The organism is Sorangium sp. So ce426, from assembly GCF_051475585.1.
Taxonomy (GTDB): Bacteria; Myxococcota_A; Polyangia; order Polyangiales; family Polyangiaceae; genus Sorangium; species Sorangium cellulosum_B.
In genome coordinates, this window is sequence record NZ_CP150341.1 from 2,386,881 (window position 1) to 2,411,985 (window position 25,105).

General features: G+C 72.1%; 21 protein-coding genes. 13 read left to right on the forward strand and 8 right to left on the reverse strand.

Translation table 11 applies throughout. From position 1 onward, the window contains the following. Positions 1–75: 75 nt before the first annotated feature. The 5 genes from tsaB (at position 76) to recO (ending at position 4,174) form a co-directional block, all read left to right on the forward strand. Positions 76–897, forward strand: coding sequence for a tRNA (adenosine(37)-N6)-threonylcarbamoyltransferase complex dimerization subunit type 1 TsaB (tsaB, locus tag WMF44_RS09050; RefSeq protein ID WP_437298728.1), 822 nt, complete (start codon positions 76–78; stop codon positions 895–897). Next, entirely contained in the window at positions 894–1,742 is an 849-nt protein-coding gene (locus WMF44_RS09055; protein WP_437298729.1) for a Crp/Fnr family transcriptional regulator, read from the forward strand. Before tsaB ends, WMF44_RS09055 begins: the two co-directional genes overlap by 4 nt. 216 nt (positions 1,743–1,958) lie before the next feature. Continuing rightward, positions 1,959–2,852: a tetratricopeptide repeat protein gene (locus WMF44_RS09060; protein ID WP_437298730.1), complete on the forward strand. Its 894-nt coding sequence runs from the start codon at positions 1,959–1,961 to the stop codon at positions 2,850–2,852. A 108-nt stretch (positions 2,853–2,960) separates the two neighbouring features. Beyond that, a complete protein-coding gene (locus tag WMF44_RS09065) occupies positions 2,961–3,395 on the forward strand; it encodes a helix-turn-helix domain-containing protein (protein ID WP_437298731.1) in 435 nt (144 codons plus the stop codon). Positions 3,396–3,454: 59 nt separating this feature from the next. Next, a complete protein-coding gene (gene recO, locus WMF44_RS09070; RefSeq protein ID WP_437298732.1) occupies positions 3,455–4,174 on the forward strand; it encodes a DNA repair protein RecO in 720 nt (239 codons plus the stop codon). A gap of 13 nt (positions 4,175–4,187) precedes the next feature. On the opposite strand, the gene WMF44_RS09075 is transcribed toward recO, so the two are convergent. Continuing rightward, positions 4,188–5,360 carry a hypothetical protein gene (locus tag WMF44_RS09075; RefSeq protein WP_437298733.1) on the reverse strand — a complete coding sequence of 391 codons (1,173 nt, stop codon included), beginning with the start codon at positions 5,358–5,360 and terminating at the stop codon, positions 4,188–4,190. A gap of 226 nt (positions 5,361–5,586) precedes the next feature. Between WMF44_RS09075 and WMF44_RS09080 the strand changes: the two genes are divergently transcribed. Both WMF44_RS09080 and hemH read left to right on the forward strand, forming a co-directional pair. After that, the gene (locus tag WMF44_RS09080; RefSeq protein ID WP_437298734.1) at positions 5,587–6,018 is read left to right on the forward strand and encodes a hypothetical protein; all 432 of its coding nucleotides are present in this window, start codon (positions 5,587–5,589) and stop codon (positions 6,016–6,018) included. A gap of 254 nt (positions 6,019–6,272) precedes the next feature. Beyond that, entirely contained in the window at positions 6,273–7,175 is a 903-nt protein-coding gene (gene hemH, locus WMF44_RS09085; protein ID WP_437298735.1) for a ferrochelatase, read from the forward strand. Positions 7,176–7,191: 16 nt separating this feature from the next. Here hemH and WMF44_RS09090 read toward each other — a convergent pair whose 3' ends face one another. Continuing rightward, positions 7,192–8,007, reverse strand: a complete 816-nt coding sequence (locus WMF44_RS09090) for an SDR family oxidoreductase (RefSeq protein ID WP_437298736.1) — start codon at positions 8,005–8,007, stop codon at positions 7,192–7,194. A gap of 244 nt (positions 8,008–8,251) precedes the next feature. On the opposite strand from WMF44_RS09090, the gene WMF44_RS09095 reads away from it, so the two are divergent. After that, complete coding sequence (locus WMF44_RS09095) at positions 8,252–11,068, forward strand: tetratricopeptide repeat protein (RefSeq protein WP_437298737.1); 2,817 nt, start codon at positions 8,252–8,254, stop codon at positions 11,066–11,068. 418 nt (positions 11,069–11,486) lie between these two features. Here WMF44_RS09095 and WMF44_RS09100 read toward each other — a convergent pair whose 3' ends face one another. From WMF44_RS09100 to WMF44_RS09110, 3 genes are read right to left on the reverse strand one after another with little or no spacing between them, the layout of a single operon-like run. Then, positions 11,487–12,455 carry a hypothetical protein gene (locus WMF44_RS09100; RefSeq protein WP_437298738.1) on the reverse strand — a complete coding sequence of 323 codons (969 nt, stop codon included), beginning with the start codon at positions 12,453–12,455 and terminating at the stop codon, positions 11,487–11,489. After that, positions 12,455–13,756 (reverse strand): DUF3696 domain-containing protein, encoded by a 1,302-nt coding sequence (locus tag WMF44_RS09105; protein WP_437298739.1) that lies wholly within the window; start codon positions 13,754–13,756, stop codon positions 12,455–12,457. Before WMF44_RS09105 ends, WMF44_RS09100 begins: the two co-directional genes overlap by 1 nt. Further along, positions 13,746–14,897, reverse strand: a complete 1,152-nt coding sequence (locus WMF44_RS09110; RefSeq protein ID WP_437298740.1) for a DUF262 domain-containing protein — start codon at positions 14,895–14,897, stop codon at positions 13,746–13,748. Before WMF44_RS09110 ends, WMF44_RS09105 begins: the two co-directional genes overlap by 11 nt. A 493-nt stretch (positions 14,898–15,390) precedes the next feature. Between WMF44_RS09110 and WMF44_RS09115 the strand changes: the two genes are divergently transcribed. Next, positions 15,391–16,125, forward strand: coding sequence for a hypothetical protein (locus WMF44_RS09115; protein ID WP_437298741.1), 735 nt, complete (start codon positions 15,391–15,393; stop codon positions 16,123–16,125). 100 nt (positions 16,126–16,225) lie between these two features. Here WMF44_RS09115 and WMF44_RS09120 read toward each other — a convergent pair whose 3' ends face one another. The 3 genes from WMF44_RS09120 to WMF44_RS09130 form a co-directional block, all read right to left on the reverse strand. Beyond that, positions 16,226–17,170, reverse strand: a complete 945-nt coding sequence (locus WMF44_RS09120; RefSeq protein ID WP_437298742.1) for a response regulator — start codon at positions 17,168–17,170, stop codon at positions 16,226–16,228. Then, positions 17,167–18,732, reverse strand: coding sequence for a sensor histidine kinase (locus WMF44_RS09125; RefSeq protein WP_437298743.1), 1,566 nt, complete (start codon positions 18,730–18,732; stop codon positions 17,167–17,169). The genes WMF44_RS09120 and WMF44_RS09125 overlap by 4 nt, the downstream gene beginning before the upstream one ends. Positions 18,733–19,177: 445 nt before the next feature. Continuing rightward, the gene (locus tag WMF44_RS09130; protein ID WP_437298744.1) at positions 19,178–20,560 is read right to left on the reverse strand and encodes a sigma-54-dependent transcriptional regulator; all 1,383 of its coding nucleotides are present in this window, start codon (positions 20,558–20,560) and stop codon (positions 19,178–19,180) included. A gap of 164 nt (positions 20,561–20,724) precedes the next feature. On the opposite strand from WMF44_RS09130, the gene WMF44_RS09135 reads away from it, so the two are divergent. The 4 genes from WMF44_RS09135 (at position 20,725) to WMF44_RS09150 (ending at position 25,022) form a co-directional block, all read left to right on the forward strand. Further along, positions 20,725–21,852 (forward strand): hypothetical protein, encoded by a 1,128-nt coding sequence (locus WMF44_RS09135; RefSeq protein WP_437298745.1) that lies wholly within the window; start codon positions 20,725–20,727, stop codon positions 21,850–21,852. A 30-nt stretch (positions 21,853–21,882) separates the two neighbouring features. Then, on the forward strand, positions 21,883–23,280 hold the full coding sequence (locus tag WMF44_RS09140) for a metallopeptidase family protein (RefSeq protein WP_437298746.1): 1,398 nt from the start codon (positions 21,883–21,885) through the stop codon (positions 23,278–23,280). Between the two features lie 146 nt (positions 23,281–23,426). Then, the gene (locus WMF44_RS09145) at positions 23,427–23,960 is read left to right on the forward strand and encodes a hypothetical protein (protein ID WP_437298747.1); all 534 of its coding nucleotides are present in this window, start codon (positions 23,427–23,429) and stop codon (positions 23,958–23,960) included. Positions 23,961–23,993: 33 nt separating this feature from the next. Next, positions 23,994–25,022 carry a peptidyl-prolyl cis-trans isomerase gene (locus WMF44_RS09150; RefSeq protein WP_437298748.1) on the forward strand — a complete coding sequence of 343 codons (1,029 nt, stop codon included), beginning with the start codon at positions 23,994–23,996 and terminating at the stop codon, positions 25,020–25,022. Positions 25,023–25,105: the final 83 nt, after the last annotated feature.

Below are 25,105 nucleotides of genomic sequence, written 5' to 3' on the forward strand. Positions count from 1 at the left end.
CCTCGCCGAAGCTCGTTGCTCTTGGCCCGAGGTTCTGCCAGACAGCATCGCGGCTGCAACGTTCCCGAGCGCGCCTTGAAGCTCCTCGCCCTCTCGACCTCGACCCCGCGCGGCAGCGCCGCCCTCTTCGAAGCAGCGGACGTGGACCTGCACGCCGGGGCGGCGGCGTCGCGCGGCAGCGCGCTCTCCACCGCCGGCCCCGCCGCGGCGCCGGCGGCCGGCGCGCGGCTGCTCGCGGCGACGACCTACGCCGACCTGCACGGGCACGCGGAGCGCATCTTCGGCGCTGTCGACGAGGTGCTCGCCGCGGCAGGCCTACCGGCCGCGGCGGTCCAGGCGCTCGGCTGCGACGTGGGGCCCGGCTCGTTCACCGGGGTCCGGGTGGCGGTCGCGGCGGCCAAGGGCGTCGCGCTGGCGCTGGACGTCCCGGTCGCCGGCGTCACCTCGCTCGAGGCGATGGCCGCCGCCGCCTTCGCTGCTGGCGCGGCGAGCCCCGGCGATCTCCTGGTCCCGCTGATCGACGCCAAGAAGGGGGAGGTCTTCCTGGCCGCCTTCGATGCGCCCGCGGCGGCGCCTTCGATCCCGCCGCGCCACCTGCCGCGCGACGCGGCGTTCGACGTCGTGGCCGAGCTCGCCGCGGGGCGCCGCATCGTCGTCGTCGGCGCCGTCGCCGAGGAGATCGAGGCGCTCCGGCCGCTCGCCGCGCGGGGCGACGCCCTGGATTTTCCCGACGCGACGTGGATCGGGCGCCTCGCGATCGGCCGGCTCTGGGCGGCCGTCGCGGGCGGCGAGCGCGGGTCAGCGGCGGCTCTGCACGATCCGGCGCTCCTCGAGCCGCTCTATGTGCGCGCGCCGGACGCGAAGCCGGCCGAGCTGGGATACACTCCGCCCCGATGATCAGCTCGCCTGAAGGGGACGGCGTCGCACCCGACGCGGAGCGCGAGGCCTCGAGCCCCAGCGACGCGGAGCGCGCTCCGCCGCCCGCCGCGGCAGCGGACTCTGCTCGCTCTCCCTCCGTCCCCGCCGCGCCGCGCGACGAGCCCGCGGCCCTGTCCGCCCCTGTCGAGTCGGCCGAGCCGGGGCCCGATCCCGAGCGGCTCCGCGCCCGGTTCGGCCGCCCGTTCGAGGCCGGCGACGTCATCTTCCGCGAGGGCGAGCCCGGGACCGAGGCGTACCTCCTCGAGGAAGGGCGCGTCCGGCTCATCAAGAAGGTCCGCGGCGCCGAGCGCAGCCTGATGGTCCTGAAGCCCGGCGATCTGTTCGGCGAATCCGCGCTCCTCGGCGGCGCCGCGCGCTCGTCGACGGCGATCGCGCTCTCCCGCGGGGTCGCGCTAGCGCTCGATCAGGGCACGCTGCAGAACCTCGTCGAGCGCAACCCGGCCGTCGCGATGCGCATCATCAAGCAGCTCGTCGGTCGGCTCCGCGACGCGGAGGACCAGATCGAGATCATGATGCTCACCGACACGCAATCGAAGGTCGTGAACGCGCTCCTCAAGCTCGCGCAGCAGTCGCGCGCCACCGGCGGCGCCGCCTCGAACGGCGCCTCGTTCGCGATCTCGCCGATGGAGCTGTCCACCCGCGTCGGCCTCGACGTCGACACGGTGAAGCGCGCCGTCCAGCAGCTCCGGGAGGGCCAGTACCTGCGCGTCGCTGACGAGCGCCTCGAGATCCCCGATATCGAAGCGCTGCGGAGGTTGTTCGGCCTTCTGGGTCTCAAGGACGAGATCCGCGGCGAACAGTGACGAGCAAGAACCGCCTGCGCCACCATCCTACGCCGACCTGACAATTGCTGGAAGCCGAATCGGGATCCTGAGAACGCGCCGCGTCTTCCAGGGAGATTCGCAGGTTGACGTGACAAGCGGCCTGGTTTACTCAGGGTTCCCCGCAGGGCAGGCGAAGTCCCGTCCTGACAATGTGCCGCGCCGCGGCAGCGTTCGGCAGCGGATTCAAGATCGCACATGACCTCGCAGCGACACAGGACAGCAGCGACCCGCGCGGGGTGCATCCGCGGCGCGGCCGCTGTCGTGTCGATGGGGTCGCTGATGTCGTTTGCGTCCGTTGCGTCAGTTGCGTCAGTTGCGTCCGTTGCATCCGTCGCGCTCGCGTCGTGCGGTGGCGCGCAACCCTCGGCGCAGACGAGCGACGCGCGGTCGCTCGCGGAGTATGATCTCGCGCGCGACGCGTTCCAGCGCGGCCGCCTGCGCGAGGCGCTGGCGCACGTCGAGCAGGCGCTCTCGCACGACGAGGACAACGCCGAGGCGTCCTATCTCGGCGCCTTGATCCTGCTCGGCTTCTGCGCGGGTGATGCGCACTCCAGCGACTGCCGCTTCGACAGCGCCGAGAAGATGGCGCGGCGGGCCCTCGAGGCGAACCCGGAGATGCGGGACGCGAAGAACGCGCTGGGCGTCATCCTCGTGCATCAGCGGCGCTACGACGAGGCGATCGCGGTGCTCAAGCCGCTGACTGAGGACATCCTGTACGCCTCGCCGGAGAAGTCGTGGGGCAACCTGGGCTGGGCGTACCTGCTCAAGGGCAGGAACGACGAGGCGATCGACGCGCTACGCCGCGCGGTCGCCGCGCAGCCGCTCTTCTGCGTGGGGCAGTACCGGCTCGGCCTCGCCTACGAGAAGCGAGGCGAGCTCGATCTGGCGCGCGAGGCGCTGACGAGGGCGGTCGAGACCGACCAGCCGGAGTGCACGCGGCTCCAGGACGCGTTCGACGCGCGCGCCCGCATCGCCGAGAAGAGGGGGCTCGTGGACGACGCGCGCGCCGATCTCGAGCGGTGCCGGGAGATCAACGCGACGACGGCCGTGGGGCAGCGCTGCGCTGCACAGTTACAGACGTTGCAATAGGGCCTCGGCGCGCCGCTCTCCGAGAAGTACAGAGGGGTGCGCTAGGGGGTTGAGCAACGGTTCTCAGGGTGAGTAGAGTGACGACCGAATGACGATGGGTGGAATGGGATGGAGTCGATCGGACGCTACCTGAGACGCACGCGTGAGGCCCGAGCCATGAGCGTGGAGGAAGTCGCCCGCGCCACGCGCATCCCGGTGATCTCCATCGAGCGAATCGAGGCAGATCATTTCGACGACCTGCCCGGCGAGGTGTTCGTTCGGGGGTTCTTGAAGGCGTACGCTCGCGCGGTCTCGCTCCCGATGGAGGAGGTGTTGGCCCGATACACGGCGAGCCGCCGGATCGCGCTGGTGACACCGCTGCCCATCGCGGCGCCCGCGCGCCGCACCCAGAGCAGGCGCTTCGGGGTCGCGATCGCGTTCGTGTTGCTGCTCATCCTCTTCACGCTGGCGCTCAGCATCGTGCTCAGGCCCCGCGGCCACGACATGCCGCCGGAGCTCTCGGACGGCACGCTCGCGAGGGCGAGTACCTCCCTCTCGGCCTGAGGGCCAAATTTTCGCCGGGCGCTCGCGCGCGGTTCGCGCCATAACCGCCGGTACCCGCCATGCCTCGATCGGTTCGCCCGCGGACGGAGCGCCTCCGGACCGGGGCGCTCCTGGTCCGGCGTGTCCCTTTCGGTGAAGCCGACCTCCTTGTCGGGCTCTTCACCGAGCAGGGGGGGCTCATCTCTGCCACGGCGCGTGGCGCGCGCCGCTCGGCCAAGCGATTCCCGGCGCTCGAGCCGATGCACCTGCTCCGCGTGACCCTGGAGATCCGTCCGGGCGCGGAGCTCGCCCAGCTCACGGAAGCGGCGCTCGAGCGCCCGCGCCTGCGCCTCGCGGGGGATCTCGGGCGCCTCGAGGTGGCCGGGCGCGCGCTGCGCTGGGTGCGGGAGATCGCGCCGGCGCACACCGCCGAGCAGGCGGCGTGGAGCGAGCTGAACCAGCTGCTCGACCGCCTCGACGAGGTGTCCACGCCTCCTCCCCAGGCGCTGCTCGCGGAGACCGGCCTGCGCCTGCTCGTCGCCTTCGGCTGGGGCCTCGAGCTCACGCAGTGCGTCCGTTGCGGGCGCGCCTGCGACACGACGCGGTCGGCTTGTGCCGATCCGGCGCGCGGCGGCCTCGTCTGCCGGGCCTGTGGCGGCGGACCTGTCGTGCTGCGGCCGGAGCCGAGGGAGCGGCTGCTGGCGGCGATGCTCGGCGGCGCGCCGATCCCGGAAGAGGACGTCCCGCTCGCGCTCGACCTCGTCGAGGGCGCGCTCACAGCGCACGCTAGCGGCGGCTAGAGCGAGCGCTGCGTCACGCCACGGCTCGCCAGAAGCGGGTCATCGCGCGCGGTGCTTCGGGCGGCCCCTCGATCTCCACGTAGGGCCGGCCGGGCGCGGCGCGAGGGAACGAGAAGCTCCCGGTGTTCGCGTAGCCGTCGCCAAGCGCCTCGCGGTGCGTGTGGCCGAAGACGACCAGCTTCGCGCCGGTCGTCCTCGCGACGCGGCCGGCGCCCTCGGCCAGGCGCTCGGCGACCGTGCCGGCGTAGCGGTTGTGCCCGCTCGCCCAGCTCGCGCCCATCAGCAGCGCGCCGAGCCCGAGCGCCGCGGCGCCGGTCCCCCGCGCGCCGAGCCCGAGCGCCGCGATCCCGGCGCCCATCGACAGCGTCGCGATCACCCGATCGAAGTACAGCCGCGTGAACGTGCGCGCCGCGCTCTCCAGGGTCGGCGTGGCCCCGAGCCCGACGAGCGCGTCCGCCATCGCGCGCGGCACCCCGAGCTCGTGCGCGAAGCGATCCATGGCCGCGGCGCCCACCGTGGCCTCGCCCCCTGCGCGGTAGAGCGGGCCGCTCTTCAACATCGCGCCGAGCGCCGCGTGGAAGTAGCGGTAGATGACGTAGGGCGCGCGAGGGCCGTACCAGGTGAACGCCGACAGGAACAAGCTGAGCGGCGTCTGATCGTTCGCCTGCAGATAGCGGTGCGCGCCGGTCGGCGCGATGAACTCCTCGACGAAGTGAACGCCGAGGCTGCGCTCGCCGACCACGAGCGGGTGCGCCGGGGCGTTGTCCGGATCGTACAGGTGGCCGTGCTCCAGGTGGATCGCCCCCTCGCGGAAGAACCAGGGCGTCGTGCGGATCCGCGACCGGGGCTCGCCGGTCACCTCGAGCGCCTCCGCCAGCGCCACGGGGAAGTCGGGCGCCCCGACCTCGGCGTCATGATTGCCGCCCGCCAGCCAGAGCTCGCCGCCGCGGTCGAGGTGCTCGGCGAGCGCCGCACGCGCGGTCGGGTGCGCGAGCAGCGCCTCGCGCAGCGCGCGCGGCCGGGGCATCCAGGGTGACTCGGAGGAGAGATCGAACAGATCGCCCGCGACAACGATGCGCGCCCCCCGGTGGGCCTCCACGAACCGGGCGAGATCGGCGGTCACGTCGCGCGGCGTCTGGCGCACGAGATGGAGATCGGCGAGCACGACCGTGCGGCGCTGCGTCATAACCTTCCTTATCCATCACGTCCGTCCGGGCGCTGCAACTCACCGCCAGCCGCGCGATCTCGGCGGGTGGCCATGTGGAGGAGCGCTGCCCACCGAGCTCAGCGCTCGTCTGTCACATCCGTCACGGTCGCGCTGCGGCCCGGTGTCGCCGCCGGGATGCGATGGGGCCCCGTCACCGTTGCGGCGTGCCCCTGGCACGGGCTCGACGCCTGTGCCGCTGCGTCCCATGCAAGCAGGCATGGAAGGCTCGGCGCGGACGCGACCCTCGGCCCAGCGGGTGAACGGTGGGCTGCTCGCAGAGATCAACCGTGCCCTGAGGGGCAAGGACATCGAGGCCCTCTCCCGGATCTACGCGGAGGACGCTGTGATCGAGGAGGTGAGCAGCCGCGATCCGCCGGCCCACCCCAGCGTCACCAGCGGGAGGCAGGCGATCCTGGAGCGGCTCAAGAGCGATCTCTTCCGCGATCCGATCTCGGGCTGGGAGCGCCAGCTCGACTCGACGGAGATCCTGGACGGAATCGAGACCGACGAGGGGCTGGCGTACATGGAGGTGCGCGTCTATGAGGCCGGCGATCGGGTCATCGCGCAGCACCTGGCCCGCAAGAAGAACGGCCTCATCGGCCACGATCGCGTCGTCGTCGCCTGGGACGCGGACTGAGCCAGCGCCAGCGAGCGGCGGCGCCCCTACGCGCCGGCGAGGGCTGTGCTGCTCGCGCTGCGGCGGGCTGTGCTGCTCGCGCTGCGGCGGGCTGCGCCGCTCGCGCTGCGGCGGGCTGCGCCGCTCGCGCGTCGGCGGGGCTGCGCCGCTCGCGCGTCGGTAGGGCTGCGCTGCTCGCGCGCGTCGGTAGGGCTGCGCTGCTCGCGCGTCGGTAGGGCTGCGCCGCTCGCGCGGTGGCGATGTAGAGTAGCGCCGTGACCACCGCCGTCCTCCTCAGCTGCCACGGCACCGTCGAGCGGCTCGATGATCTGCCCGCATTCGTCACCAACATCCGCCGCGGCCGGCCGGCCCCGCCGGAGGTGCTCGACGAGGTCCGCCGCCGTTTCCAGGCGATCGGCGGCTCGCCGCTCATGCGCATCACGCAGGCCCAGGCGGACGCGCTCGCCGCGAGGATCGGCCTCCCCGTCGCGATCGCCGGGCGCCTCTGGCACCCGTATCCGGCCGAGGTGCTCGGCGCGCTCCACCGCAGCGGCGTGAGGCGCGTCGTCTCGCTGCCGCTCGCGCCGCAGTCCGTCGACGTCTACCACGCCGTCGTCCGCGACGCGGCCGCCGAGCAGGGCGGCATGGAGGTCCGGTGCGTGCCCGCGTGGGGGCTCGAGCCGGCCCTGATCGACGCCTTCGTCGAGGTGATCGACGAGGCGCTCGCGCGCGTCCCCGAGGAGAGCCGGGCGAAGACGGCGGTGATCCTCTCGGCCCACAGCCTCCCGCAGCGGATCATCGCCGCCGGAGATCCGTACGAGCGCCAGTTCCGCGCGATGGCCGCCGAGGTGGAGCGCCGCATCGCCCCCCGCGGGAACCCGGTGCTCGTCGCCTTCCAGAGCCAGGGCATGACCGGCGACGCCTGGCTCGGCCCGGATCTGCGGTCGACGTTCGACGGCCTCGCCGCGCGCGGCGTGCGGGAGGCGCTGATCGCGCCGATCGGCTTCGTCGCGGATCACGTCGAGACCCTCTACGATCTCGACGTGGAGGCGCAGGTCTTCGCCCGTGAGGCGGGCCTCGCGCGGCTCTCCCGGGCACCGGCCGTGAACACGCGGCCGCGCTTCATCGACGCCCTGGAGGCGCTCGTCCGGCGCGAGCTCGCGCAGGCCGCGCCGTAGGCGGCGCCGCGCCGGCTCAGCGCTCGCTGACGCGGCGCTTGCGCGGGAGCCTCGACGCGGTCGCGCGGAGGAGCGCCGGGGCGTGCCTCGAGAGCGACACAGCGAGCTTCCCGTGGGCGGTGACGATCACCTCGGCGCGCCGCGCGGCGATGCCGTCCATGATCTGCCGCGCCGCCGTCTCTGCCGGCATGACGAGCCAGCGCGGCACGGGATCCTGAGCGCCCTCGTGCAGGTGGCCCGCGTTGTCGATCAGGCGGATCTCGCTCGCCACGTACCCCGGCGCGACGTGCGTGACCGCGACGCCCTCGGCGTGGAGCTCCGCGCGCAGCGTCTCGGCGAGGGCGCGCACCGCGAACTTGCTCATCGTGTAGGCGCCCACCGCGGGGACCGCGAGGTAGCCGAGGACGCTGCCGACGAGCGCGACGCCGCCGCGCGATCGCTTGAGCTCCGGCAGCGCGGCCTTCACGGTGCGCAGCGCGCCGAACACGTTGGTCTCGAACTGCCGGCGGAAATCGTCGAGCGCGAGCTCCTCGACGCGCCCCGCCACGCTGAACCCGGCGTTCGCGACGGCGATGTCGAGCCGCCCGAACGCCTCGCTCGCCTGCGCGACGGCGCGCTCCACGTCGCCGTCGCGCGTGACGTCGCACGGCGTCGCGAGCGCCTCGCCGCCGGACCGCCGGATCTCCGTCGCGAGCGCCTCGAGCCGCTCGGCCCGCCGCGCCGCGAGGACGACCCGGCCGCCGCGCCGGGCGACCTCCCTGGCGAGGGCCTCGCCGATCCCCGACGACGCGCCCGTGATGAGAACGACCCGCCCGGCGAGCTTGCTTGCCATGGACGCCCGCATACCACGATCGCGGGAGCGCGCGCCCTGGCGCGCCCTGGCGCGCTCGCTCATGCTCGGCCTTTCGCCGTTCGGTCGCGCCGGTGGCGTCGGTTACGATGGCCTCACCCGGCTCGACCGGGCGCCGCGTCTCAGCGTAGGTTTGCGTTCGTTTTCGTTTGCGTAGGTTTGCGTTCGTGTGCGTGCGGTCGTGCACGATTGACGAACGGTCGCGCACGGTTGCGCACGGGGTGACATGCGAAGCCACTCGATCTGCCGCTCTCTTGCCGCTCTCCTCGTCGCCGCCGCCTGCGCGGCCCCCGCGCCCGCCTCCGGCGAGCCGTCTCCCTCGCTCTCGCGCGCGGAGGCGCTCCTCGCGCAGGGCGACTACGCGGAGGCCGAGAAGGTCATCCTCGGCCTCCAGGGCGGGAAGGAGCGCGCCGCGGCGCTGCTCGCGAAGGCGCGGATCGAGCTGCTCACGGGCCGCTACGACGACGCGGCGAAGACGGCGAAGGCCGCCGCCGCGCTCGGCAAGGAGGCGCGGATCGCCGCCGCGCCGCTCCGGGCCCAGGCGCTCGCGCGCCGCGGGAAGATGGCCGAGGCGATCGCGGCGGTGCGCGAGGTGGAGCGGGAGGACGAGGCCCGCCGCGCGCGGCTCGTGCTCGGCGAGCTCCTGATCGAGTCGGGCAAGCGGGGCGAGGCGCGCGCGCCGCTGATGACGATCATCGACGACTACAACGACGACAAGATCACCGCGAGCGACGCGGAGGGGCTGTCGCTCGTCGGGCGCGCGGCCCACCTGCTCCGGAGCGCGCGCGACGCGAACGACGCGTTCAACGCGGCCGAGAAGGTCGGCGGCAAGCAGCGGATCGAGACGTTGCTCTGGCGGGCCGAGCTGTTCCTCGACAAATACGACCCCGGCCACGCCGGTCAGGTCGTGAAGGAGGCGCTCAAGCTCGCCCCGAAGGATCCGCTTTGCCGCGTCGCCATGGCGCGCGTCAAGCTCGAGAGCGCGATGGACTTCGGCGGCGCCGACAGCGAGGTCGCGCAGGCGCTCTCCGTGAATCCGAACCTCGCCGAGGCGTATTTCGTCCGGGCCGGGCTCGCGCTCCGCGACATGGACATCGACGCCGCGGACGCCGCGGCCGACCGCGGGCTCAAGGTGAACCCGAACGACCTCGCGCTGCTCTCGATCAAGGCGGCGGGCCGCTTCCTCGCCGACGACGCGGCCGGCTTCGAGGCCATCAAGGCGAAGGTGCTCGGCCTGAACCCTGAGTTCTCGCGGTTCTTCCAGATCGTCGGTGAGTTCGCGGAGTGGGAGCATCGCTACGACGACATCGTCAAGATGATGGGGGAGGCGACGCAGGTCGATCCGAACGACGCGAAGGCGCACGCCACGCTCGGCCTGAACCTGATCCGCGCCGGCGACGAGAAGGGCGGCGTGCTCTCGCTCCAGAAGGCGTGGGACAAGGACCGCTTCAACGTGCGCGTCTTCAACACGCTGAACCTCTACGAGAAGGACATCGCGACGCAGTACGTGACCGTGGAGGGGCAGACGTTCCGCGTCCGCTACCACAAGCAGGAGCGCGCGATCCTCGAGCGGTACGTGCCGCGCATGCTCGAGGAGGCCTGGGGCTCGATGGTGAAGCGGTACGGCTTCACGCCGAAGGTCCCGGTCTCGATCGAGCTCTACGCGTCGACGGAGAACTTCAGCGTCAGGACGAGCGGCCTGCCCAACGTGGGCATCCAGGGCGTCTGCTTCGGCCAGACGCTGGCGGCGTTGAGCCCGGCGGCGGCGGAGTTCAACTGGGGGAACGTGCTGTGGCACGAGCTCGGGCACGTCTTCGCGATCCAGCTCTCGAAGAACCACGTCCCGCGCTGGTTCACCGAGGGGCTCAGCGAGTACGAGACGATCGTGCGGCGGCCCGAGTGGCACCGCGAGGAGGATCCGGCGCTGTTCGCCGCCCTGAAGGGCGGGAGGATCCCGGCGGTCGACGGGTTCAACCGGGCGTTCACGCACGTCGACAACATCGAGGACGTGACGATGGCTTACTTCGCGGCGAGCCAGATCGTGGTCTTCATGGCGGGCGAGTTCGGCTTCCCGAAGGTGGTCTCGATGCTGCCCCGGTGGGCGGCGGGCAAGCGGACGCAGGAGGTGGTGAAGGAGTCGCTCGGGATCAGCGCGGAGGAGCTCGACCGGCGCTTCCGCGCGTGGCTGAAGCCCCGCCTCGAGCGCTACGAGAAGCAGTACGTCCCGGATCTGCACGCGCCGCCGCTCGACGAGGCGCGCAAGGCGGCGGCGCGCGCTCCGAAGGACGCGAAGCGGCTCGTCGAGCTCGCGCTCGCGCTGTTCGAGGACGGGCAGCGCCAGGAGGGCGAGGCGGTGCTCGCCGAGGCGCTCCGGGTCGACCCGAAGCAGCCTGACGCGACCTACCTCAAGGTGCGGGCGGCCTTCGCCGAGAAGAAGCCTGACGAGGCGGCGAGGCTCTTGAGCAAGATGATCGCCGACGGGCACGACGGCTACGTCGTGCGAATGAAGCTCGCCGATCTTGCCGAGCTGAAGAAGGACGCGGCGAGGATGAAGGCGAACCTCGAGGCGGCGTCGCGCCTGGATCCCACGCAGGCCGAGCCGCTCCAGGGGCTCTACGATCTCGCGCGCCGGCAGAAGGACGCGGCGGGCGAGCTCTCGGCGCTGCGCCGGCTCGCGCTCCTCGATCAGCACGATCGTCGTGTCTGGCGGCGGCTGCTCCGGCTGCTCGTGGAGCGCGGCGCGTGGGAGGAGGCGCGCAAGGTCGGCGAGGGAGCGATCTTCGTCGACGTGGCGAACCCGGAGATCCACCGGCTCTATGCGCGGGCGCTGGCGCGCACGGGGCGGCACGTGTCGGCGATCTACGAGCTGAACAGCGCGTTGCTAGCCGGGCCGAAGCAGGGGGACGCGGCGGAGATCTACGGGGAGCTCGCCAAGGCGTACGCGAAGATGAAGCGGGACGACTACGCGAAGCAGGCGCTCGAGTACCAGAAGACGATGAAGAGCGCGTCGCCGCCTGCGCCGCGGGCGATGCCGGATTATTGAGGCTCGGGGCTCCGGGCTCGGCGCTCTCGGTTCGGGGCGAGAGAGGGCGGAGATCCCGGCTGCACGCGCCGGAGGGGGTCTCCGCGCGGCAGGGTGCGGGTGGGCGCTCGGCCATCCGCCGAGGCGGGAGCGCGGAGCTTACGCTGAGAACACCGCCCGGCATGTCTCCCTTCGGGCCTTGCCTCCTGGAACGTTTCGTCGCGCGCCACACAAGGCGCGCCTGAGACGTGGAGCCCGCTGGGACCTTATGGCACCTCGGTCGGTGCTCGCCGCGCCCACCCGCACCCTGCCGCGCGGAGACCCCCTCCGGCGCTTGCGTGGGGCGACCACGCGGTGGCCATGAAGCTGCTCGGGATGCGGGAATCATCCTCACGACGAGCGCATCGTCGCTTCAGAGAACGCTTGCTGTCGTGCGCGATCAGCGCTTGCCGCCGGGCAGGAGCAGGTGCTCGCCGCAATGGCCTACGTACACGACGTGCCGGCCTTCCACGACGTCCGTCCAGACGTGGATGCGGGTGCTGGCGCCGGGCTTCGCGTGCATGTCGAAATACTGTTCGCCCCGGCCGGGAACGACGAACGTACGCTGCCGCTTGCAGGTGGGGCTGCGGGAGACCTCACCGCTCTCCCGGGACATCGGGACGCCGCTCGCCTTGTGGTAACGCTCGGCGGCCAGCTCGCGAGAGAGCCCCTCGTCGAGCGCCGCGGCGTAGACCGCGAGGTCGACCAAGGCGCGGAACAGGGTGGCTTCCGGGCAGTCGAGGTTCCACTTCCGCGCGACGTCGCGGGCTCGATCGAGGACGATGAGCCGGCTCTCGTGCTGCGCGGCGGCCTCGAGCGCCGCGAGGGCGCCGACGAGCCCGCGGGTCGCCAGCTCGCCCAGCCGGCTGAGCGCCTCAGCGCTGCTCCTGAAGTTGTCGACCTCGGCGATCGCGTCGCCCTGCGTGAACCGGTACCTGGGCTGCGAGAGATCGGAACGGGGATCGAACGACAGGGCCCACGGCGCCGCGCAGGGCGGCGAGAGCGCATGCGCGGCGAGGTGCCGCATCGCCTCGCGCCGCCATGGAGGCTCGGGAGGGAGCGCGGGATCGTCCGAGAGCAGGGAGACCTCTCGCTCCAGCGGGAGATCGGTCACGAACGGGCCGCTCAGCAGCCGGAGCAGCAGCGCGATGAGCGGGCGGCGATCCGCTTCGGCGTCGTTGCGGTGCTGGTTGGCCCACGCGACGAACGGTCCCCCGCCAGTGGCCTGCCGCGCGAGCTCCGGGTGCACATGCATCGGATCGCCCCCGAGGCGTCGCTGCACGTCCTGCAGCGCGACGGCGACCGGCCCGAGGTCGGTGCGGTGGGCCATCCCTTCCACGAAGTCATGGTTCAACAACACGACCGGCATCAGCGGAGGAGCTCCGCGAGATCCATGGCGGCTTGGTCGAAGAAGCCGGGCGGCCAGCGCAGCGCGCGTCCGTGCGGGTTCAGCTCGATCTCCTGCACCACCGTCCGGCCAGCCTCCTGGCTGAAGAAGCTGACGGCGATATCTTCCGGCGGCAGCCCCTCCTTGACGGCGATTTGCGCGGCCGTGACCAGGTGCTCGCTGTGGGTCTCGACGACGACCTGCCGTCCTTTGCGGGCGAGCTCGATGAACAAGCTCGCCAGGCGGTGCTGCGCGCCGGGGTGGAGGTGCGCCTCGGGCGTCTCGATGAGCAGCAGATCGCCGGGGCGGGAGACGAGGCACGCCGTGACGATCGGCAGTGCCTGGGACAGTCCGAGCCCGACCTGCCCGAGCCCGAGCCGCTCGGCGGAGGGCGTGTCGATGGACAGCGTGAAGCCGAGGCGCGCGGGCGCGTCGATCTGGAGAGCGAAGCTGCCGCCGAAGAGGGTCGACCACCACGCGTTGACCGCCGAGAGGATCGGCGCGCCCGCGTCGTCGTGCGGCTGCCCCGGGACGGCGATGTCGGTCCGCTGCGTGCGATGCCGGAACAGGAGCTCGGCCGTGTGCTCTCCGTGCCGGCCGAGCGGCGGGCCGGCCAGAGACGTGCGTGGCGTGTAGAGCGGCTGTGGCGGAGAGCGGAAGGGACCGACGTACTGGGTGCGCGAGGCATCGAGCGGCGACGGACGGATCTCGCTCACAGGTCGATTCCATTGGCTCGCACGCCCGACCTCGTCCTGCTCAGGTTTCGCGAGGGTCAAGATGAGGAACGCCCCAGGATCGGCGAACACGGCCTGGCCAGCGGCTTGGCCCTGATACCCATCGGCTGGATTGTCGCTCTCCCACTGGAAGCCCGTCACACGGCGCTCGACGCGCCCCGCTCTTCGCTCGAATGCGTAGGTGAGCGAGAGGAGCGAGACCGATGTGAGCGTGGGCTCGTCGCCCTCCCGCGGTCCGAATTCCCAAACCGCATCGACAGCGAGACCCTCCGGCGTAGCTCCGGTGAGGCCGATGCGGAACCGGCGCTGGTCGGTCGGCGAGCCCGCGCTCACCACCTCGTCGAACCGGCCGAGATCGCACCAGGCGCCGCTCAGCAGCAGCGAATCGGCGCTCGACGCCTGCTCGGACTGAACGAGCGCGAGCAGCGCCTGGATGACGGAGCTCTTCCCTGCGTTGTTGGGCCCCGCGAGGATCGTCAGCGGGGCGAAGCGCACGGCCGTCGGCTGCTCGAACGAGCGGAAGCCCTCGAGCAGCACGCTACGCAACATGAGCGAGCTCCTTCATCCAGAGGTCGAACCGCGTTCGAACGGAGCTCGTCGACTGCGTGGCGAAGGTGATCGAGGCGCGGAACGCCTCCTCGCCGGAGATCGCCCGGAAGCGATCCCGGATGGCCTTGATCTTTCTGGGAGGCAAGGGGTTCCCTGCAGGGAAGAAGCGATCGAAGCCGGCCACGATGACCTCGACGAGCGGGCCGTTGAGCTGCCGCGCCCACGAGCCATCCGATGGCTTGTAGCGGCAGAAAGCGTGATCCTCGAAGACGGTCTTCGTGTGAGCGAGCGCGTCCTTCAGCCTGCGCTCCAGCGCGTCGCGTTCTTCTCCCGTCGAGGCGTTCAGCCGCTTGAGCTCGTCGTTCAGGAAGCTCTTGAGCTCGCCGGGGTAGCGGTCCACCCCGAGATCGAGGAGGGCGATGGCGCGGAGCACGAGCTCATCCGCCCTCATGCGTCTGTAAACCCGGCTCGGGCCGGCGACGTCACGAAACGAACCGGGCGATGCGTCGTTCGCGAGGTGCTTGATGAAGTCGAGGCCGGGCCCTCGGTAGAGGCAGCTGCGGATCTCCTGGGCGTTGAGCGCAACGGCCCCTTCGTTCACGCGCTCAAAGATCTGGAACTTCACCTGTTCATCCGTGCCCGGCTGGATGATGAAACAGGTGAGCGGCGTGTTCTCGAACCGGCGCTGCACCTTGCCGTCGAGATCCTTGAAGTGCTTCTTGTTGAGCTCCGGGAGCAGCTTGAGCCCGCTCAGACGGAACTCTCCGTCGAGAAAGCTGAAGAGCGTGGTGAGGCGCTGCTGGCCGTCGATGACGAGCGTCTCCTCCTCGTTCTCCTCGGAGAGGTAGAAGACCGGCAACGGGAGGCGCATGAGCACGGACTCCACGAGCTTGACCTTGCGCCAGTAATCCCAGACGAACTCCCGCTGGAAGTCCGGATCGAGGCGGAGCACCCCGTTCTTCCAGCTCCGGTGCAGCTCGAAGATCGAGCGCTCGACCTTGGAAATCTGGAGCGGCCAGCTGGCGGGTTGCCGAGGCTGCGTCTCGTCCGGCGACGGCTCCTCTTCCTTCTCGAGGAGATCGTCCTCCCGACCCGCGAAGGGGGCCTCGAGCTCCCGGTCCAGCACGTGCGCCGTCGTCATGGCGCATCTTGTCGTCGCGTGAGGCACGATGACAAGCCGCCGGTCGAGGCCCTCGCGTGTGATGTCGTGCGCAGGCTTCGGCCAGCCTGGGAGACGCCCGAGGAGCATGGGGACATCGCCGCCGGCCATCCGTGTTGCTCCCCATGCCTGCGGCGACGCTTCACCCATCATTCGGCGGCACTGCCCAGACCCCGCGCGGTTCTCTCTCTCCAGCCCTCCGGTGGAGCACCCGCGCCTTCCGATGTCGCCCGTCAGGCGCCCGGCGCCCCCTCCGCGGCGTCTGATTCCGTCCGCCAGGCGCCCGGCGCCCCCTCCGCGGCGTCTGATTCCGTCCGCCAGGCGCCCGGCGCCCCCTCCGGGCCCCCGATTCTCGTCCGACAGCCCTCCGGCGAGCTTTCCGTGTCCCCGATCCTCGCCCGCTGGCCACCTGGCGGTGCCTGACGCCCTCCGTAGCCGAGATTGCTCTTGACAGCGTATCAGCTCGCTCGCTCCCATGGTCGCGAACATCTACCGGGAGGTATCCATGCTCGCAGGCCCCACGGTTTCGATCCGGACCATGCGCCGGGCGCTCAGCCACACCATCGGCTCCCTCACCGCGGCCATCGCCGCCGACATCGAGCGCAGCGACGAGGATCGCGCGTTCTTCGCCGCCGAGCAGGCGAAGCTCGATCCGCTCGCTGCCCAGCTCAAGGCGGTCTACCTCGCGCTCGACGAGCACGACCTCGGCACGGGCGAGATCCAGCAGGCCACCGTGGAGATCGGCGACGAGGTGCTCGACCGCGGCGTGCGCACGGCGAACGCGCGCACCAAGCTCGCGCTCCGCGGCAAGGCGGGCCTCGACGCGACGCACGCGTTCGGCCAGCGGGTCGACGACCTCACGGGCGCGCCGATCGCGAGCGAGCCCGCTGCCGTGCTCGCCGCCGTCGCGCGCATGAACGACCTCCCCCCGTTCGATGAGAGGGCGGCTCTCCAGGCGGACCTCACCGCGCGCGCGAACAAGCAGGAGGAGTTCCTGAAGGCGCGCGACGAGGGCTACGCCACGCGCACCCGGCTCGCGAGCGAGGGCACGCGGCTCGTCGTCGAGGCGGCGCTCGCGCTCGCGAGCCTCAAGGGCTCGCTCGACGCCCGCTTCCCGCGCCAGCGCGCCTACGTGGGCGGCTTCTTCCTGGACGTCGCGTCGAAGGCTTCCAGGAAGCGCGGCGCCGCCGAGGAGCCCGAGGGCGGCTGAGCCGTCCTGAGGCTCCCTTCGCCCCGCGCCGTCCGCTCCGTCTGCACCCTTCCCGCGCCGTGCGCGCCGCCTGCGCTGCCAGCGATCGCGACGTCCTCACTCAGAGGCTGCTCTCCGTGTCGCCCCCGGAGGACGCGGCGCTCACCGCGCGCTGATGGAGCTCCTTCAGGATCGCGCTCCGGTCCGGTCCAGCGACGAGCCAATCGAGATCGCCCGGGCCGATGAGCACGACCAGCTTGCTCTGCTTCGCGTTCTGGAGCTGGAGCTGGTGCACCGTCTCGGCGATCCCTCCGGGCGCGACGAGGAGCGCGAGCCGGCAGCGGTCGTAGCGCCCGTCCATCTTGCCCCAGAGGTCGCGCAGCTCCTTGGTGCCGACGTGCTTCGACCAGTTCTTGCACTCGACCAGGAAGTACGGCGACTCCTTCTGCCAGAACGGGTCCGGCGACGCGTTCTGGACGAGCAGATCGAGCTCTTCCAGCTCGTTCGACAGGCGGCTGCCGAGCCGCGCGAACCCCGGGATCGTCTTGAGGAGCAGCGCGGTCAGGTGCTCGAGCAGCAGGCCTTTCCGGTTCCTGTCGTGCTCGGCGCGGACCGCGTCCCAGGTGCTCCGGATGGATCGTTCGGTCTCGTCGTCATCCATCGACGCCATCCGTCGCTCGCGCACGGCCTCGACCGCGTTGCGGACCTTGACGCGGAGGAGCGCCTCGAAGACGGCGCTCTTCTCCAGGTAGTCGTAGGCACCCTCGCGGAAGGCGCGCTCGATGGCCTCCCTGGAAGCGAACGCGGTGACGAGGATGGCCTTGGCGCCCGGCGCGCGGCGCGCCGTCTCGGCGACGAGATCGAGCCCGGTGTCTGGCCCGCCGGGCCCCTGGAGCTTCTGGTCGATGAGGACGACGCTGAAGCCCGGCGTGTCGAGGCGATCGAGGGCCTGGGCGCGGCTCGTCGCGGTCTCGACCTGATAGCCGTCGGCGGAGAGGACCTCGTCGTAGAGCTCGAGGAACGCCTTGTCGTCGTCGATGATGAGGATCCGCGCGTCGCCTTTCATGGTGTCCTCGACTTCTTCACCGGAACCGTGATCGTGAACCGCGCGCCGCCGAGCGGGCTCTGCGAGCAGACCGCCGCCCCGCCCATCTCGTCCTCGACGACCTGACGCACGAGGGCGAGGCCCTGGCCGCTCCCCCCCGAGACCAGCGCGACCCCGGGCGCGAAGATGGCCCGGCGTTGCTCTTCGGGCACGCCGGGCCCGTTGTCATCGATGTGGACGGTGACGGCGTCCTCTGCCGGAGCGATCGTCATCTCGACCGTGCCGTCCCGGCCGGCCACCGCACGGCCTGCGTTGCTCAGCAGGTTGCGGACGGCGAGGGCGAAGCGCGCGCGGGGGCCGACGAGGACGATGCCTTCTGTGGGCGGCGCGAAGCGGAGGTGGCCATTCAGCTCGTCCGCCATGCCAGCCACGACCTCGCGGAGCGATGAGACGACATCGAAGGGGGCGGGCGGCTCGGCGCCGAGGCTGGCGACCTTCATCATCTCGTCGACGAAGCGGAGCGCCCGACGGATGCCCGCCTCGACGCGCGCGCGCTGCTTGCTGACCTCGGCGGCCTCGCCTGCATCGCGGACGAGGCGGGCAAGGGCGACCTCGGCGGGGACGAGCGCGTTACGGATCTCGTGCACCACCATGCGGGCTTGCAGGGCGTTGGCGGCGGCGGCGCTCTCGTGCGCCGCAAGGCCTGGCTCGGGGAGCGCGCGACCCAGGGCGAGCGAGGCCTCATCACGGAGCAGGGCGTCGGCCAAGACGGCGAAGGGGGTCGCGCGTCGCTCGGCGATCTCTTCGAGGAGAGGGCGCGTGGATTCTGGGACGGTGTAGCTCCAGTCGAACGGCGCATCCATCAAGCGGCGGTATCGGACGAGCCCGAAGTCCGCGAGCCGTTCAAGCGAGATGCGGGAATAGGGGAACGCCGGTTGATCGGGGTGATGGATGGGGTCGAAATGGCGTTCAGGCGCTTGAAGAAGCTCGCGCGCGAGCTCGGGGTGGACGCGCCAGTCGTCGTTCGGACCGAGCGATTGCGCTGCCTCAATGGCAAGAAGCCAGCGGACTGCCTCGGCGCTGGGGAGATCGAGGAGGGTCGCGCCCAGCGGCGTCAGCGTGGTCCGCTCTCCGCGCTTGCGGACCGCCCTGATCTCGAACGCGTAGCGCGGCGGCGGGCAGGCCCAACCTCCAAATTTATAGTCATAGTCCGCCCCGTAGGCGGTCACCTCGGCGGCTCGATCGAGCGCCGCATCACGAGCGAGCGACCCTGTAGTCGCCGTCGCGCCGAGGAGACGGCTGATCGCAATGTCGATCGTCGCGACCATCTCGGCTTGGGACGCATCCGGCGCGAGGATGTCTCCCTCGATGCTCTCCGCGAGCGTCTCGACAAACACCGCAAAAGACGGTCGCAGCCACTCTTCCGTGAGCCTGCGTGCTTGCACCGGATCCGTGCTGAGCTGATCGATGACGGTGAGGACGTGCCTCCGGTGGGCAGCGACATCGATCCGCGCGCGCGGCTGACCTTCGGGCGTGCGCGCGACGCCTTCGAGGTAAGCGCGGAGGCGCTCCAGGAAGTCCACGGCGGCAGTTGACCGCGCGGTGGACGTCCCGTCAACGCGCCGAGGTTCCCCGTGGCCGAGCACCCGCGTCCGCCGGATGCGCCGTGCAGCGACAGTCATCCGCGGCGAGCGCTGCGCTGCATCGGTCGCGATCCATGCGGCGCCCGCTTGCTCTGCATCCACTCCCGTAGCGCCGAGGGGAGGGTCTGCGCGGCGGCCGCGGGTGGGCGCGACGAGCACCGACCGAGGTGCCATAAGGTCCCAGCGGGCTCCACGTCTCAGGCGCGCCTTGTGTGGCGCGCGACGAAACGTCCCAGCTGGCATGGCCCGAAGGGAGACATGCCGGGCGGTGTTCTCAGCGCAAGCTCCGCGCTCCCGCCTCGGCGGATGGCCGAGCGCCCGCCCGCGGCCGCCGCGCAGACCCTCCCCTCGGCGCGGCCCCCGGCAGGGCCGCCTCCTCCCTTGCCTACTCGTCCTCCGCCTCGCCCTTGTCCCCCCGCAGCCCGAGCGCCTTGAACTTCTTGTACAGGTGGCTCCGCTCGAGCCCGAGCCCCCGCGCCGTCGCCGCCATCTGCCCTCCGTGATGGCCGAGCGCCTCCTCCAGGATGGCCCGCTCCGCCTCCTCCGCGAGCACCCGGAACGGCACCCCCGGCCGGAAGAGCCCGCCCTTCATCGCGGCCTGCTGCCCTCCGAGGCAGACCTTCACGTCGCCCTCGTCGATCGTCTCGTCGGGCGTCAGGATCACCAGCCGCTCGATGATGTTGCGCAGCTCCCGCACGTTCCCCGGAAAGCTGTAGGCGACCAGCATGCCCATCCCGCCGTCCGTGAACGCCATCCCGGGCCGATCGTTCGCCTGCGTCGCGAGCGCGAGGAAATGCCGCGCGAGCAGCGGCACGTCCTCGCGCCGCGCGCGCAGCGGCGGCAGCGACAGCGGCAGCACGTTCAGCCGATCGTGGAGATCCGGCCGGAACTGCCCCTCCCGGCACGCCGCCTCGATGTCGCGGTTCGTCGCCGCCACCACGCGCACGTCGACCTTGATCGTCTCGTGCCCGCCCACGCGCTCGATCTCCCGCTCCTGGAGCACCCTGAGCAGCTTCGCCTGCATCGCGAGCGGCATGTCCCCGACCTCGTCGAGGAACAGCGTCCCGCCGCTCGCGCGCTCGAACTTGCCTCGCCGCTGCTTCGTCGCGCCCGTGAACGCGCCGGCCTCGTGCCCGAACATCTCGCTCTCGATGAGCTCGCTCGGGACCGCGGCGCAGTTCATCTTCTCGAGCGGCCCGCGCGCCCGCTTCGACGCGCCGTGGATCGCGCGCGCGACGAGCTCCTTGCCGGTGCCGCGCTCGCCCGTCACGAAGACCGTCGCGGTCGCCTTCGCCGCGCGCGCGATCTGCTCGCGCAGGTCGAGCATCGCCCGGCTCTCTCCGATGAGCTCGCCGACCTGGCCGGTCTGCGTCCGCAGCGCCTTCGCCTCGGCCTCGGCGCGGACGAGGCGCAGGGTGTTCTCGAGCACGAGCAGCAGCCGATCGGTCGAGAGCGGCTTCTCCAGGAAATCGATCGCCCCGAGCCGCGTCGCGCGGACGGCGGCGTCGACCGTCGCGTGGCCGCTCATCATCACGACGGGCAGCTCCGAGCCGGCAACGCGTATCCGCTGGAGCAGCTCCACGCCGTCACCGTCGGGCAGCGAGACGTCGAAGAGCGCGATGTCGTAGCTCCGCTTCGCGAGCTTCTCCTCTGCAACCCCGACGCCGCCGGCGACGTCGACCGTGTAGCCCTCGAGCGACAGCGCCTTCTGAAGGGTCGTCAAGATCGCCCGCTCGTCATCGAGCACCAGCACATGTCCGCGCGGCATGTCTGCCACCGTAGCGCGGAACCGCCGCGGCCGATGCCCGCGCTCCGGCGGAGCGCGGCAGCGGGACCCATGGCGCCTGCCCAGCTTCCGCGCCGCCGCGCCGCGCCGCCGCACGTGGAGAAAGGAGGATCCGGCTTGCGCGCGCTATGGTAGCTTGGCCCAGGATGTCTCCCGACGGTCTCGCGACGGCGGAAGGAGATCTGGAGCGGACGCCGTTCGCTCATCTTTTCGTCTATGCCGTCGAGCATCGGCTGACCGGCGCGCTCATCCTGGTGGAGCCCACGGGCGCCGAGCACACGCTGCGGATCGTCCGGGGGAACCCCGTGAAGATCCGTCCGAGCGACGGGTACGCCCGGCTCGGGGAGATCCTGCTCGAAGAGGGGGTGATCACCGCCGAGATCCTGGCGGAGGCGCTCGCGACAAGGGGCCTCCTGGGGGACGTGCTGCTGCTGTCGGGGTGCGTCGACGCCGTGACCATCGACTGGCTCGCCCAGGTCCAGTTCGTGCGGCGGATGGTGCGCCTGTTCGATCTGCCCCCGGAGACGAAGTACCGCTACTTCGACGGCCTCGACGCGCTGGCCGAGTGGGGGGGAGATCCCGCGAAGGTCGATCCCCTCGCGCTCCTCTGGGCGGGGCTGCGCGATCACGGCGAGCGCTCGACGCGCCTCCAGCGGACCCTGGAGCGGATCGGGGCCGTGCCCCTCCGCCTGCACCCCGCCCTCGAGCCCGGCCGCTTCGGCTTTCGCGAGGGCGAGCTCGCGGTGATCGAGGCGCTGGAGAGCTCCACGACCACGCTCGCGGCGCTCCTCCGATCCGGGGTCGCGCCGGAGCCGACCGTGCGCAAGCTCATCTACGCCCTGGCGATCACCCGCTACCTCGATTTCGGGACAGGCGTGCCCGTGGGCGCGGAGCTCTCGTCGAGCGTGCCGCCCGCCAGCGCGGCGAGCCTGTCGCTCGGGCGCGTGCAGCTGCGCGCGACCGTCCACCGCGTGGGCGCGGCCGCGCCGGATCCGGCCGGCGACGGGGAGCGCGCGCCGGTGCTCGCTCGCGGTCGCCGCCGAGATCGCCCATCCTCGGAGCCGTCGCCCATCTCGACCGTCGCCGGCGCGTCACCGCTCAGCGGAGGCTCGCTCTCCGCGGCGGTGGCCGCCGAGCTCGCCAGCGCCGCCGGCCTCGACGTCGGCCGCGCTGCGAGCGAGCCGTCCGGGACCGACAGAGACCGCGAGCCGTGGGGCTCGCTCGCTCCGGCCGACGAGGGCGCTGGCGGTCCGCCGCGTCCCGAGGATCCCTGAGGGGAGCCACCCGCTATATAGGCCGCCGCGATGCCTGCGCCCGCGCGACGCCCGCTCCCCGCTCAGGTCCACCTCCCCTCCGGCGGCGTGGCGCGCCTGTCGGACGCCGCCGCGCGCGCTCGCGCTTCGTCCGTCTTCGGCGCTCCCGCGGGCCGCGGCGGCGGCGAGCGCGCATCCATCGGCAGGTGCGCGCTCGACATGCAGGTCCTCGCGGGCCCGTCGGTCCTGGCCGACGCGCGCGGCGCGCCGCTGGATCCTCTCGGCCTCCCGCTCACCGACGCCCATGTCCTGCGCGCGCTCCTCGCGTCTGCCGGCATCGTGCCCGAGGAGCCAGGCGCCTACACCTGCGAGAACTGCAGCGCCCCGTTCGAGGTCGCGCCGTCGGGGCTGCTGGAGATCGGGCCGTTCACCGATGGCGAGCTCGACGATCCCGAGCTCGATCGCCCGTTCGACTTCGGCGTGTCGCACCCGATCCCGGCGCTGCGCGTGGGTCGCGCCGTCTGCCGCGCCGTGCGGCTCGTGGAGCGCACCGTCGAGGAGGCGATGCCGCTCCTCCGCATGCCCGACGACGGCGTCCTCCGCGTCACGCCGTCGCTGGTGGTGGCCATGGGGATCGCGGCGCTCGGCCGCGAGCGCCGCGCGCCGGTGATCGCCGACGCGCTCGCCAGCGCCCCCGACGAGGCGTGGGCGGCGATCGTCGACCTCTACCACGAGGCGCGCTACCCCGCGCGGCTCCTCGCCGTCTACCGCTGCCAGGGCTGCGGCGCCCGCAACGATCTCGACGTGCCGCTCGATCGGGAGCTCGCGCGCGCCCCGCTGCGCGCTGCTGGAGTGGACGGAGCGGACGCGGACGAGCTCGGGCAGCCCCGCGCGACGAGGGCAGGGACGAGGGCTCGGGCCAGCGCCTCGAGCGCCTTTCCGGATCTCGACGGCTTCGAGGCGCGCGTCCGCGCCGCGGCCGGGCGCATCTACGAGGCCCGCGGCGTGCGGAACATCGATCTCTTCATCGACGCAGGCGTGCCGGCCTGCGACGACGGAGGCGAGCCGCTGCTCGGCTGCTACACGCCCGGGACACCCGCGGATGCGCTCGGGATCGCCCATCCTCCGGAGATCAGGATCTTCTATCGGACGTTCCGGTCGGAGGCCCGCGAGGATCCCGGCTTCGACATCGACGCGGAGATCGAGGAGACGATCGACCACGAGGTGACACATCACCTGCACCATCTGGCGGGCAGCGATCCGCTCGACGACGAGGAGCACGAGCAGATCACGCGCGAGGAGCTGCGCCGGGTGGGCCACGCCGAGGCCGTGCGGCGCGCCCGGCGCGGCGCCCTGTCGGACCTCGTCGGCTTCGTGCGCGCGACGTGGCCGGCCTGGCTGATCGCGGCCGTCGGGACGGCCCTCGCGTGGTGCGCTGGCGGGCGCTGACGTCCAGCGCCGCGCGGGGCGAGCGCGACCGTGCGCCCGCCGCTTTCTTCGAAGCGGGAGGATGAGCTGTCTATACTGCCGGGACAGCAAGAAGATGCGCCGGGGAATACCGGCTCCTCGAGCGCGCTGTGCTCTTGCCGAGGATCGTGAAGACGAAGAGCTCGCCGGCCCGCACGGCCGGGTCCACCAAAGCGCCACGTCCAGCCAAGCGGGGCGGCGGTGCGCAGAACCGCCGGGGAAGTCCGGATGCGGTCGAGAAGCGCCGGGCCGCGCGCCGGTTCAACGAGCTGCTCCTGGGCGGCGGCGGCCGCGCCGGAGACGGCCGCACCGAGCGCCGGCGCCGGCGCCTGCTCTCCGAGCTGGCCGACGGCGTCGCGCGGCGAGGCAAGCGTGCGCTCAAGCCGATCGACGTGCTGTCGCGCGTCGAGGAGCTCCTGGCGCTGGGCGAGCCGCTCGCCTCGATCCGTAAGGCGTACCCGCCCCCGCCCCCGGTCGAGGTGACCGCCGAGCTCGTGGAGGGCCTGAGGCACCTCCACCGCGCCTACGGTTTCTCCGCGGACGTGTATCGGTTCGTCGGGCTCGACGCGCACGCGCTGCGGAAGGCCGGGGTGCTGCGGGGCGGCGAGCGCGGGGACGAGCGCGGCGCGTCCGCCGAGGCAGCGCGCCGCGGGGCAGCTTGACCTTGCCTGCCGGCGCGGGGATAACCCGCTCCGATGCGCGCGAGAACGCTGAAGCTCCCCCTCGGCGCGGCCGCCATGGCGGTCGTGTGCGCGGCGTCGACCGGCCTGTCGCTCCGCGCTGAGGCCCAGCCAGCGGCCGCCGCGGACGCCCCGGTGGCGCGCGTCGGCGACGCGGCGATCACGGCGTCGGAGGTCGAGCGCAGGCTCGCGCAGGTCCCGCCGTTTCAGCTCCAGACCTTCGGGCGTACCCCGGAAGAGATCCGGAAGAACTTCGTCAACCAGGTCCTCGTGCGCGAGCTGCTCCTCGCCCAGGGGGCCGCCGCGCAGAAGCTCACGGAGCGCGCCGACGTGCAGGATCGCGTGCGCGGCGTCCTGCGCTCCGCGCTGCTGCAGCGGATCCAGGCGGAGGCGGCGGCGAGCTCCCCGGTGACGGACGAGGAGGTCCGCGCCTATTACGAGGCCCACCGCGACAGGTTCAGCTCCCCGGCGATGGTGGCGCTCTGGCGCATCCTCGTCGCGACGCGCGGGGAGGCCGAGGCGATCCTGGCCGAGCTGAAGAAGGACCCGTCACCCCAGCGTTTCAAGGAGATCGCGCGCGAGAAATCGCTCGACAAGGCGACGAGCATGCGCGGCGGCGATCTCGGCTTCGTGGCGTCCGATGGCACCACGTCCGAGCCGGGGCTGAAGGTCGACCCGGGGCTCCTCTCGGCTGCCGCCGGGGTGAAAGACGCGGAGCTCGTGGCCGAGCCCGTGCCCGAGGGCGATGGCTTCGCTGTGCTGTGGCGGCGCCAGAGCAGGAAACCCGTGAGCCGCTCGCTCGAGCAGGAGGCGCCGTCCATCCGTCAGATCCTCGCGCACGGCAAGGCGGAGGCGCAGGTGAAGCAGCTCCTCGATCGCCTGCGAGCGCAGGACGTCTCCGGTCACGCCCCCGAGCTCGTGGACCTCATCGACATCACCTCGACGGGGGATCTGCAGCCGAAGAGGCGCCCGGGCACCCTCGCGAGCGGCCGGCGTCCGGGCGCGCCTCCGCCCTCGCCCGTGCCGCGTCACGACATGCGCTGACTCGGCCGGCGCGCACGGATGGGCGCTCGCCACCCTCGGCGGCAGCGCCGCCGAGGGCGACACCCCCGAGGGCGCTGAACGGC

What these genes read in the sequence shown, in the direction of transcription:
- WMF44_RS09080 (WP_437298734.1), top strand. Translation starts at nt 5,587, where the DNA reads ATGCAAGCAGGCATGGAAGGCTCGGCGCGGACGCGACCCTCGGCCCAG.
- WMF44_RS09135 (WP_437298745.1), top strand. Translation starts at nt 20,725, where the DNA reads ATGTCTCCCGACGGTCTCGCGACGGCGGAAGGAGATCTGGAGCGGACG.
- WMF44_RS09055 (WP_437298729.1), top strand. Translation starts at nt 894, where the DNA reads ATGATCAGCTCGCCTGAAGGGGACGGCGTCGCACCCGACGCGGAGCGC.
- WMF44_RS09100 (WP_437298738.1), bottom strand. Translation starts at nt 12,455, where the DNA reads ATGCCGGTCGTGTTGTTGAACCATGACTTCGTGGAAGGGATGGCCCAC.
- recO (WP_437298732.1), top strand. Translation starts at nt 3,455, where the DNA reads ATGCCTCGATCGGTTCGCCCGCGGACGGAGCGCCTCCGGACCGGGGCG.
- WMF44_RS09075 (WP_437298733.1), bottom strand. Translation starts at nt 5,360, where the DNA reads ATGACGCAGCGCCGCACGGTCGTGCTCGCCGATCTCCATCTCGTGCGC.
- WMF44_RS09105 (WP_437298739.1), bottom strand. Translation starts at nt 13,756, where the DNA reads ATGTTGCGTAGCGTGCTGCTCGAGGGCTTCCGCTCGTTCGAGCAGCCG.
- WMF44_RS09115 (WP_437298741.1), top strand. Translation starts at nt 15,391, where the DNA reads ATGGTCGCGAACATCTACCGGGAGGTATCCATGCTCGCAGGCCCCACG.
- WMF44_RS09060 (WP_437298730.1), top strand. Translation starts at nt 1,959, where the DNA reads ATGACCTCGCAGCGACACAGGACAGCAGCGACCCGCGCGGGGTGCATC.
- WMF44_RS09130 (WP_437298744.1), bottom strand. Translation starts at nt 20,560, where the DNA reads ATGCCGCGCGGACATGTGCTGGTGCTCGATGACGAGCGGGCGATCTTG.
- WMF44_RS09090 (WP_437298736.1), bottom strand. Translation starts at nt 8,007, where the DNA reads ATGGCAAGCAAGCTCGCCGGGCGGGTCGTTCTCATCACGGGCGCGTCG.
- WMF44_RS09140 (WP_437298746.1), top strand. Translation starts at nt 21,883, where the DNA reads ATGCCTGCGCCCGCGCGACGCCCGCTCCCCGCTCAGGTCCACCTCCCC.
- WMF44_RS09150 (WP_437298748.1), top strand. Translation starts at nt 23,994, where the DNA reads ATGCGCGCGAGAACGCTGAAGCTCCCCCTCGGCGCGGCCGCCATGGCG.
- WMF44_RS09095 (WP_437298737.1), top strand. Translation starts at nt 8,252, where the DNA reads ATGCGAAGCCACTCGATCTGCCGCTCTCTTGCCGCTCTCCTCGTCGCC.
- WMF44_RS09065 (WP_437298731.1), top strand. Translation starts at nt 2,961, where the DNA reads ATGGAGTCGATCGGACGCTACCTGAGACGCACGCGTGAGGCCCGAGCC.
- WMF44_RS09120 (WP_437298742.1), bottom strand. Translation starts at nt 17,170, where the DNA reads ATGAAAGGCGACGCGCGGATCCTCATCATCGACGACGACAAGGCGTTC.
- WMF44_RS09110 (WP_437298740.1), bottom strand. Translation starts at nt 14,897, where the DNA reads ATGACGACGGCGCACGTGCTGGACCGGGAGCTCGAGGCCCCCTTCGCG.